Annotated in this window: 5 protein-coding genes and 1 pseudogene; 4 read left to right on the top strand and 2 right to left on the bottom strand. The window is 51.5% G+C overall.

What is annotated here, in order from left to right:
* Positions 1-205 (bottom strand): annotated as a pseudogene (locus ACO0LN_RS30000) (hypothetical protein); the annotation flags it as partial.
* 302 nt (positions 206-507) lie between these two features.
* Here ACO0LN_RS30000 and ACO0LN_RS29995 point away from each other — a divergent pair.
* The 4 genes from ACO0LN_RS29995 to ACO0LN_RS29980 all read left to right on the top strand — a co-directional run bounded on the left by ACO0LN_RS29995 (position 508) and on the right by ACO0LN_RS29980 (position 8974).
* Entirely contained in the window at positions 508-1521 is a 1014-nt protein-coding gene (locus ACO0LN_RS29995; protein WP_422980379.1) for a MerR family transcriptional regulator, read from the top strand.
* 35 nt (positions 1522-1556) lie between these two features.
* A complete protein-coding gene (locus ACO0LN_RS29990) occupies positions 1557-2327 on the top strand; it encodes a fumarylacetoacetate hydrolase family protein (RefSeq protein WP_422980377.1) in 771 nt (256 codons plus the stop codon).
* Positions 2314-4821, top strand: coding sequence for a DEAD/DEAH box helicase (locus ACO0LN_RS29985; RefSeq protein WP_422980375.1), 2508 nt, complete (start codon positions 2314-2316; stop codon positions 4819-4821). The genes ACO0LN_RS29990 and ACO0LN_RS29985 overlap by 14 nt, the downstream gene beginning before the upstream one ends.
* A 301-nt stretch (positions 4822-5122) precedes the next feature.
* Positions 5123-8974: an EAL domain-containing protein gene (locus ACO0LN_RS29980; protein ID WP_422980373.1), complete on the top strand. Its 3852-nt coding sequence runs from the start codon at positions 5123-5125 to the stop codon at positions 8972-8974.
* A gap of 45 nt (positions 8975-9019) precedes the next feature.
* On the opposite strand, the gene trmB is transcribed toward ACO0LN_RS29980, so the two are convergent.
* Positions 9020-9736, bottom strand: a complete 717-nt coding sequence (gene trmB / locus ACO0LN_RS29975; protein ID WP_422980371.1) for a tRNA (guanosine(46)-N7)-methyltransferase TrmB — start codon at positions 9734-9736, stop codon at positions 9020-9022.
* Between the last annotated feature and the right edge of the window lie 293 nt (positions 9737-10029).

Raw genomic sequence — 10029 nt, 5'->3', positions numbered from 1 at the left:
ACAGGTTGTTGTAGATGGTGTTGACGGTGTCTTCTGTTGTTTTACCAGCGAATACGGTGGCGTATTCTGCTTGTTTGGAGAAGCTGTCGGCGATTTGGTTCAGTGTCAGGCCTTGTGCCATCCAGTAGGCCAGACCATTTGGGTCTGCAGGACGGTTGAAGTAGGCGATGTAAAGCTTTTGGATATCAGCAGACGTATTAGCCATTAACAACCCCAAAGAAAATTCACGTATGAAACGTTACAATTAGAATAAGTACCAATGTTACCAATGGTAACATTGCTGGAAAATAAAAATTTTCATTTCAGCTTGAACAACATAAATATAACAATTTTTAAATCTTTCTTTACATTGATCCAGAACAAGCTAATGCCACTTGTAGTTATTTGACAACTCCCAATTCTATTTTTCGTCTCTTGCACCTGACCCAGGGTCAGGGTTTATCATCCTGGCAACGATCAAGTAAGCACATAAGTAAGCACATAAGTAAGCACATGAGCAGGCGAAAAATGAAATTAAAAGTAGGTGAGCTTGCAAAACGCATCGGCCTGACCGTCCGCGCCTTGCATCACTATGACAAGATAGGCCTGTTACGCCCCTCGGTAAGAGCTGACAATACTTACCGTCTGTATGATGATGACGACGTCTTGCGGCTATATCGCATACAGGCACTGCGCCGCCTGCAGTTATCGCTGGATGAAATCGGGGTGATACTCGATGATAACAATGTCAGCATGGCCGATATTGTCAGTCAGCAAATCAGCCTGATGGAAAAACAGGCGCGTGAAGCCCTGGCCTTGCGCGACCACTTGCTCACACTCTCGGAACATCTTGCCGGTCAACAATTACCAGTTGTCGATGACTGGCTGACTGCGCTGGAAATGACAGTCCACAGCGAAAAATATTTCACTCCTGCAGAACTCACGGCATTGCGGCAAAGACGCAGCGCAGTGGATACGATTGACAAATCGGCACTAATTAAAGCCTTGCGTGAATTGATGGAAAAACAGGTATCACCACAGGATGAACTGGCTCAATCCCTGAGCCAGCGCTGGCTGCAATGCATGCAGGAAGAAAGTGGGGGTGATGCCGCGATCCTGATCAAGTTTTACCAGATGCAAAGTGAAGAAAAAGCGCTGCAATTATTCTCAGGACTGGATCAAGCCACGCTTGATTACATGGTACGTGCCCTCGCCTGCGCCACACTGCCCCTGTATGCAGCATATTGCCTGCCGGATGAAATGGAAGTCTTGCGCCAGCATAGTCTGACAGATGCCGCTCACTGGCCTGCACTGATCGCCGCCCTGCACCTGGAATGCAAAGTGGGTACTCGCGTCAACCATCCCAAAGTGCAGGAACTGACAAAAAAATGGCTGGAATTGTCCTTGAAGAAAGCAGGCAACAGTCCCAGCTTGCAAAAGAAAATCCAGCAAGCTTTTGCGGAACACCCAGTCTTGCGCATGGGCATAGACAATCGCCTGTTTGACTACCTGCAGTCAGCATTGAAAACAGTAGCACTATAAAATGTGCGCATATTCTTTTGATCAGACACATATTCATGAAACCAGCCAGTATCCATCAGGCGGCCCAGATTTTGCTGCACAGGCGGCACAGCGGTGAACAGGGTGATGCCCTGCCCGCCTCGCTCCGGCCTGATAATCTGACCACAGCATTTGCGATACAGTGCGAGCTCAGTCACATCATTGATCAACCCATCGCTGGCTGGAAATGCGGTATGCCTGCTGCTGACAAATGGGTGCTGGCCCCTATCTATGCGATTGATGTGCATGATGCGAACACGCAAACCTGCCCGGTCCGTGTCAGGCGAGGGCAAATCAACATCGAGCCGGAACTGGCTTTTATACTCGCCCATGACCTGCCTGCAAGAGCAGCAAGTTATACGCCAGCAGATATTGATGCAGCAATAGCAGAAACCAGGCTGGCGCTGGAATTGATAGATAGCCGCTACACGCATCCTGAGCAATTGAATTTCCATGATCACTTTGCTGATGGGCTGTTTAACCAGGGTCTGCTACTCGGCCCCATCGTTGATGATGAAGCGGCAAAGCAGAGCAGGCAACTGGACATCAAATTGCGCGTTGCAGGCCAGCCAGAGCTCAGCCTGGATGGACAGCACCCGGCAGGCCAAGCTCGCCTGCCACTGTACTGGCTGGCAGAATTCTTGCGCAGCCAGGGGCTGGGTTTGCAAGCTGGTCAGGCAATCATTACAGGATCATATGCAGGCAGCCCTCAAGTGCCCGTCCACACTGAAGTGGAAGTGCAGTTTGCCAGCCTGGGCAATATAAAGGTGCGGTTTGAAAGAAAATAAACCCGCACCGCGTGGCCTGCCTGAGTTCACGGGGCATTTCCGTCCGCGCATCACCCTGCAAACCCTGCACAGGGGCGATGGCTTGCTGGGCATGAAACCCAGCGGTGACTTTGGGCCGCGTGGTGGCAGTGTCACGGTGGTAGAAATCGACTGGCTATATCACACCGACACTGGGCTGCGCTGGCAAACCCCGGCACCCACTGCCTTGCTGAACCGCAGGCCGCACTCCACCCAGTTGTTGCATGATGAAGATGGCAAACCCCTTAGCCTGCTACGTGATCTGGGTGCAGAAGCTGATGCACTGGACAAGGTATGGGATATCGCGCTACAACCCCTGCCCGCTGCCAGCCTGCAATGGCGCAATGACAGCATTGCAGAAAATTTTGGCCCACTCTGGAGCCTGGTGCAGGAAGGATTTTTCGCCGACTTTTGGGCCGAGAAATTACCAGAGATGCAGGCAATGGGCTGGCAAGTCGTGGTACGTCCAGGCTTTGCGCATGAGAGCGTACCTGTCGATGCCTGGCATCTCATTATCGATGAAGACACCGGTGCTATCACTGGCAAGCAGGTGGCATCACGCATGCGTGGCCGAAACGAAATCATCACCCCGTTGGGCCTGCCCGCGCGTGAAGGTTCATGGATGCTGAGCCTGGGGATAGAAATCGAAGGCGAAGTGCTGGACCTAGTGCCCATGCTGGCCCATCTGCTACAACGCGATGCGCGCTGGCTGAATGCGAGGCAGATACGCCTCATCGATGATATGGCCGTCATACAATTGCGCGCACCCGGTGGCAAGCGCATTGATGCCATGGCGGCACCACTGAAAGCCATCGTCATCCACATGCTGGATTTGCTGACTGACAGGCCGCAGGTGGAAGGACCAGTGCCATTGTCGGCCTGGGACAGCTACCGGCTGGAAACCTTGCGCGTCAGCCTGCTCGATAGCCAGCCTGCGCGCGCGGGAGAATACGGTGGCTGGCAATTGCAGGGCGATATGGGCTTGCGCAGCCTGGCGCAACGCCTTAAAAAAGTTGGCAGCCCGCGTTCAGTCTCTGCCCCAGATGGCATGGGCGTGACCTTGCGTCCTTATCAATTGCATGGCGTAGCGTGGTTGCAATATCTGCGTGAGCAGCATCTGGCGGGCATACTGGCAGATGATATGGGTCTGGGTAAAACCGCGCAGGTGCTCGCTCACTTGCTGATAGAAAAACAGCAGGGCCGCATGGATATTCCTGCTCTCATCGTGTTGCCGACTTCCTTGATTTTCAACTGGCAGGCCGAGGCCAGACGTATGGCTCCTGCCCTGCGCGTATTGACGCTGCAAGGACCAGAACGGGCTGATTTGTTTGCCGATATCAAACAGGCAGATGTGGTGCTGACGACCTACCCCTTGCTATGGCGCGATCTTGAGGCCTTGAAGGCGCAGGAATTTCATTTACTAATCCTTGATGAAGCGCAAACAGTCAAGAATGCCGCCAGTCGCAGTGCCGATGCAGTACGCCAGATCAATGCGCGGCACAGACTGTGCATGACCGGGACGCCGCTGGAAAATAATCTGGGTGAGTTATGGGCACAGTTTGATTTTTTGATGCCAGGCTTCCTGGGTGACATGCGCAGTTTCTCACGTCTGTGGCGCAAACCCATAGAGGTCAACGGCGAAACCCTGCGCGCACAATTGCTCGCGCAACGGGTGCGGCCCTTTATCTTGAGACGACGCAAGGATGAAGTTGCGACAGAGTTACCGCCGCGCACCGAAGTTATCAAGCGCTTGCGTCTGCAAGGCAAACAGCGCGAATTATATGAAAGCGTGCGCGTCGCGGCGGATGAACAGGTGCGTCGTATTTTGCAACGCAAGGGCTTTGATGGGGCGCAGATCACGATACTGGATGCGCTATTGAAGCTGCGCCAGGTCTGTTGCGACCCGGCTTTGCTGAAGAGCCAGAATTTGCCGCCAGAAATGGAAAGGGCCAAGCTGGAAATGCTGAGCGACATGCTGCCCGCTCTGGTGGCAGAAGGCCGCCGCATACTGGTGTTTTCGCAATTTACTGAGATGCTGGAATTGATTGCGGCAGCGCTGGTGGACATGGATCTGAGCTATCTGATGCTGACCGGCAAAACCGCAACGTCCAACCGCGGTGCAGTAGTTGCCCAATTTCAAAACAAAGAAGCGCCCATCATGCTCATCAGCCTGAAAGCAGGAGGTGTGGGCCTGAACCTGACAACGGCAGACACCATCATCCATGTGGACCCATGGTGGAACCCGGCGGTGGAAGAACAGGCCAACGCCCGCGCCCACCGCATAGGGCAAGAACAAGCTGTCTTCATCTATAAATTATTGGTAGAAGGCAGTATAGAAGAGCGTATATTGGGTCTGCAGGCGCGCAAGGCAGCGTTGGTAGAAGGCGTTCTAGGAAGCGACACAGCCTTTGCCAGCAAGTTCAGTCCAGAAGACCTGCAAGCCTTGCTGGCACCGCTGAATGCCAACGCGCTTTGAAGCCAGAATAGATTGACAAATCCTGCATGTTCACCGAGGTGACCTTTTTACACCGATTTTATGTTAATTTTATGATTATTATCATTTCGTACATTGACAAAAAAACACACATGGCACATCTTGTTAGTAGGTGACATTCAGACATGCTAGGCTTGCAAGATAAGTCCATGCGGCAATATTTCTTAACCCGAGGATAAATCCAGATTCGCGATTACCGTAATCCAGAGTTGATGTCAATAAGCACATAAATAACACCAGGCTTGACCTTCTTCATCAATGCAGAAACGGCAGGATCTTTATGATGGCTAACCCGCGCAATCGCTATATCAGCATCGTCACGGTGCTTTATCTGTTATTTGCGCTGGCGTGGATATTTCTTTCCGACAGTTTGCTGCATAGTTTCAACAGTCTTGAGACCATCTCCTGGTTTTCGACAGTAAAAGGCGTGTTCTTTGTAATTATTACGGCCGCCTTGTTCTTCCTTGCTATGCAAGCGGTACCGCAATTATCTGCAAGTGCGCAGAATACTTCGGACACCTCCTTGTTGGAAGCATTTAATCCCCAATTTAAAACTCGATGGCTCATTTATTTGTTGGCGATTGCACTACCTCTCTCAGTGCTCTTATTGCGCTTGGCGATGGCAACCACCTTTGGCAACCGGCCCATGCTGATCATGTTTGTGTTGCCCATCATCCTGAGCGCAATGCTGGGAGGCCTCGGGCCTGGGCTGCTGTCAACACTGATCGCCAGCCTCGGACTTTCCTACTTCCTGATCCCCCCCCTATACAGCTTTAACATCCAGACAAATCAAGACCTTTTGCAACTTGGCTTTCTTGTCGTGAACGGAATTGCTGTCAGCCTGCTTAGCGAAGCATTGCGACGATCACTACTCAAGGTACAGAGTAATCGCAACCTGCTTGATGCCATCATCAGAGGCACCTCAGATGCCATTTTTGTCAAGGATTTGAAGGGACGCTATGCGCTGGTCAATGAATCTGCAGCTAAATTCGTTGACAAACCCGTGCAGGACATATTGGGTCACGATGATTTTTCCCTATTCCCGCGACAATCTGCAGAATTAATCTCAGCAGTTGATCATGACATCATTACAAGTGGGGAAATAAAGACACGCGACGAATATTTAAACACCTTTGATGGAAAATCCCTGGTATTTATGGTTACCAAGGGGCCACTGCTGGATAAAGATGGAAACATCCAGGGTTTGTTTGGTATCTCACGTGATATTACTGACCGAAAGCTTGCCGAGGCTGCAATCAAGGAAAGCGAAGCTGCAATGAAGGTGGCACAGCGACTTGCTGCAGTTGGTAGCTGGGACTGGGACGTTCCTACTGGCGTCCACAGTTGGTCAGAAGAGGTGTACCTGATCTATGGCCGCGACCCGTCCTTGCCGCCTGCCATCTATCCTGAAGTGCAGCAATATTTCACGCCTGATAGTTGGGCAAATCTGGCAAGTGCTGTGGATAGGGCGATTCTGACATCAGCGCCCTACACCTGCGACGCTGAAGTCATCAGACCAGATGGCAGCCACCGCTGGATTATTGCACGTGGCGAAGCAGTGCTGGATGCTAAAGGCAAGCTACTGAGGTTGCACGGCAGCGTACAAGACATCACTGATCGAAAAATCGCAGCGATGCAATTACAAACCAGCGAAGAACGCCTGCAAATGGCAATTACTGCGACCAGTGAGGCATTATGGGATTGGGACGTTCCTGCGGGAATAGTCTATCGCTCGCAACGATACTATGAGATGACTGGCTTTTCAGAAAGTGAAGACACGCAAAATCTGGATTTTCTTATACGCCAGATTTACCCCGAAGACTTAAACATGGTTTTGGAACACATCAGAAGTTACAAAAACTGCGACTCTGGCGATGTGGACTTTGAATATCGTCTGCTGACCAAGCAGGGACAAATCAAGTGGGTCCATGCCCGCGGCAGTGTTGTCAATCGCGACGAGTATGGAAATGCACTGCGCGTTGTTGGTACTCTTGCCGATATCAACGACAAAAAAATCATCGCTGCCGAACTTCTTGAAAGAGAACAAAGGCTGGAGAGGGTAATGCGAGGCTCTGACCTGGGTTACTGGGATTGGGATTTAATTACCAACGCTTTCAAAGTCAGCGCCCGCTGGGAGACCATGCTGGGCTACGAACCGGGTGAAATGGACGTCAGACCGGAGTATTGGACAGAGCATATTCATCCAGACGATCAGAAAGCGGTACAAACCTCTCTTGAAAGACACATCAAGGGGCAAACCGCCAACCACGAAATGGAATTACGCTTGCGCAGTAAATCAGGCGAATGGCGCTGGGTGTTGACCAGAGGGGCGATCGTGGCGTGGAATGAGCATGAACAACCCCACATCATGTCGGGCACGCATACCGACATTACAGGACAAAAAGTCCTGGAAATTGCGCAGCGTGAGGCTGCTACAGTATTCTCCAGTAGTTTTGAAGGCATCATGGTGGTTGATCCACGTGGCTGCATCACCAAGATCAATCCCGCATTCACGCGTATTACCGGTTATACCGAAAAAGAAGTCTATGGCAACTCGACCAGGATACTGGCATCTGGCCGCCACAATGCCAGCTTTTATGCAGAAATGTGGAAGGCCGTGACAGAGGATGATTTCTGGCGCGGTGAAATCTGGAACAAGCGTAAGAATGGTGAAATCTTTCCTGAATTGATGTCGATTTCTGCGGTACGCGATGCAAGAGGAGAAATTCAGCATTATGTTGGCATTTTTACCGATATAAGCGAACTCAAAACCCATGAAGCACAGCTAGACCGCATGGCCCACTACGACCCGCTGACAGGTGCACCAAACCGGCGTTTACTGGCAGACCGTCTGAGCCAGGCAGTCAACCGTGCCAACCGCACCAGCAAATCACTGGCAGTGTGCTTCATTGACCTGGACGGTTTCAAGGAAATCAACGATAAATTTGGGCACACCGTCGGCGACCGTCTATTGATTGGCGTCACAGAAAATCTGAAGCAAGTCCTGCGGGCCGACGATACGCTTGCGCGTCTGGGCGGCGACGAATTCGCTGTGCTGCTGTCTGACATTTCATCTGCAGAAGAAAGCGCCATGATACTGGATCGTGTCCTGGCGGGTATCAGCAAAGCCATACAAATCGACTTGAAATCAATCAGCATCTCGGCCAGCATTGGCGTCAGCCTTTATCCTGATGATAACGTCGATGCGGACACCCTGTTACGGCACGCAGACCACGCCATGTACCTGGCAAAGGAAGCAGGCAAAAACCGTTACCATCTTTTTGATCCAGAAAGTGACCGCAAAGCACAGCAGCGCAGACAGATACTGGAGAGACTGGAAATTGCACTTGATCAGGACGAATTTGTTTTGTATTACCAGCCCAAGGTCGATTTGATCAGTGGCGAAATCGTCGGTGCAGAAGCATTGATACGCTGGCAGCATCCTAACCGCGGCATACTCGCCCCTGGCGAATTTTTGCCACACATTTATGGCAGCAAGCTTGAAAAACCTTTGGGTGAATGGGTGATCAAGGCTGCGATACAGCAAGCCTATCACTGGCAATTGCGGGGCATAGCGATACGCGTCAGCGCCAATATCAGTGCCCATCATTTGCTGGCACCAGAGTTTTGCGATTACCTGCAAACAGCCTTACGCATCCATCCCTACTTCCAGGCCAGTAATTTTGAACTGGAAGTATTGGAAACTGCCGCCATCGCTGATATGGAACAAGCCGTTGCGATTCTGAACCGCTGCCGACAATTAGGAGTCCACTTTTCGCTTGATGATTTTGGTACCGGTTATTCGTCACTGACCTACCTGCGTAAGCTGCCGGTAGATACACTCAAAATAGACCAGAGTTTTGTGCGTGATATGCTGACCGATGTAGAGGATATGGACATCGTCGAAGGCGTGATACGCCTGGCGGGCGCCTTTGACCGACAGGTCATTGCTGAGGGGGTAGAGACAATGGCGCATGGGGCCAAACTACTGGAACTGGGATGCCGACTCGCACAGGGCTATGGCATTGCCCGCCCCATGCCTGCAGACCAGTTCGTAGAATGGTCGGTACGCTGGAAATCAGAAGCGCGCTGGCGTGACTTGCGTACGAGACCCGCTCTGCAAATCTTGCAATAACCCGGTAGCACGCAGATAAAAATGCAGAGTTGATACTGACCGCACTTACCTCTTGCGGAACACCAGATCCCATACGCCATGGCCAAGGCGCAAGCCACGGTTTTCGAATTTTGTCACAGGACGGTAATCAGGCCGCGGCGCAAAGCCATCGGCAGTATTTTCCAGTGCCGGCTCAGCCCTCAATACTTCCAGCATCTGCACGGCATAGTCTTCCCAGTCAGTAGCACAGTGCAGATAGCCGCCAGGTGCCAGACGAGATGCAAGCAGGGCCACCAGTGGGCCCTGTATCAAACGACGTTTGTTATGGCGGGCCTTGTGCCATGGATCAGGGAAAAATACGTGTATACCATGCAATGATGCTGGCGCTATCATATGCGTCAGCACTTCAAAGGCGTCATGCTGAATGATACGCTGATTTTGCAAACCCATTTCGTCCGTCAGCTTGAGCAGACTGCCCACACCCGGCGTATGTACTTCAACGCCGATGAAATTTTTCTCTGGCATGCCAGCAGAAATCTTGGCACTGGTCTCACCCATGCCAAATCCAATCTCAAACACGGTCGGCGCATTGCGGCCAAATACCGCATCCACATCCAGCGGCGCTTTTTGGTAAGGGATGCAAAAGAGTGGGCTCAGGCTTTCTATCGCCCTAGCCTGGGCATCAGACAAGCGTCCGGCACGGGTGACAAAGCTACGAATGCGGCGCTCGGTAGGGTCATAAAACATCGGCTTGGCACCGTCAGCAGGTTTGGAATCAGACATACAGGAAATAAAATAGGTCGTTGCTACATAAAAGACAACAAACCTGGTTTGCCATTGACAACATCTGCGGCCAATCGCGGCCTTATGCCAGCGGCGCAAACCAAGCAGTTCGGGGTCTTACACTTTGCAAACGCAGTATTCTAACAGATACCCGTTATGATAAAAAATGAGCCTGTAAAAAAATCTGTGTAAGTTCTCCCGGAACTATTGGTGAGCGTTGATGCGCTCCCCAAATTCTATATCAAAGCGATTCAATGCCTGTCGCCAGTGTTGTATAGGCATGGTCCATTTCT

It is taken from the genome of Undibacterium sp. TC9W (genome assembly GCF_049339865.1).
Lineage (GTDB): Bacteria > Pseudomonadota > Gammaproteobacteria > Burkholderiales > Burkholderiaceae_D > Undibacterium.
Note: the sequence above shows the minus strand (reverse complement) of the source record. Positions and strands in the feature narration are given on the sequence as shown.

Excerpts from the sequence above, each read along its gene's own strand:
- ACO0LN_RS29995 (WP_422980379.1), top strand. The coding sequence starts at position 508 with ATGAAATTAAAAGTAGGTGAGCTTGCAAAACGCATCGGCCTGACCGTC.
- ACO0LN_RS29990 (WP_422980377.1), top strand. The coding sequence starts at position 1,557 with ATGAAACCAGCCAGTATCCATCAGGCGGCCCAGATTTTGCTGCACAGG.
- ACO0LN_RS29980 (WP_422980373.1), top strand. The coding sequence starts at position 5,123 with ATGGCTAACCCGCGCAATCGCTATATCAGCATCGTCACGGTGCTTTAT.
- trmB (WP_422980371.1), bottom strand. The coding sequence starts at position 9,736 with ATGTCTGATTCCAAACCTGCTGACGGTGCCAAGCCGATGTTTTATGAC.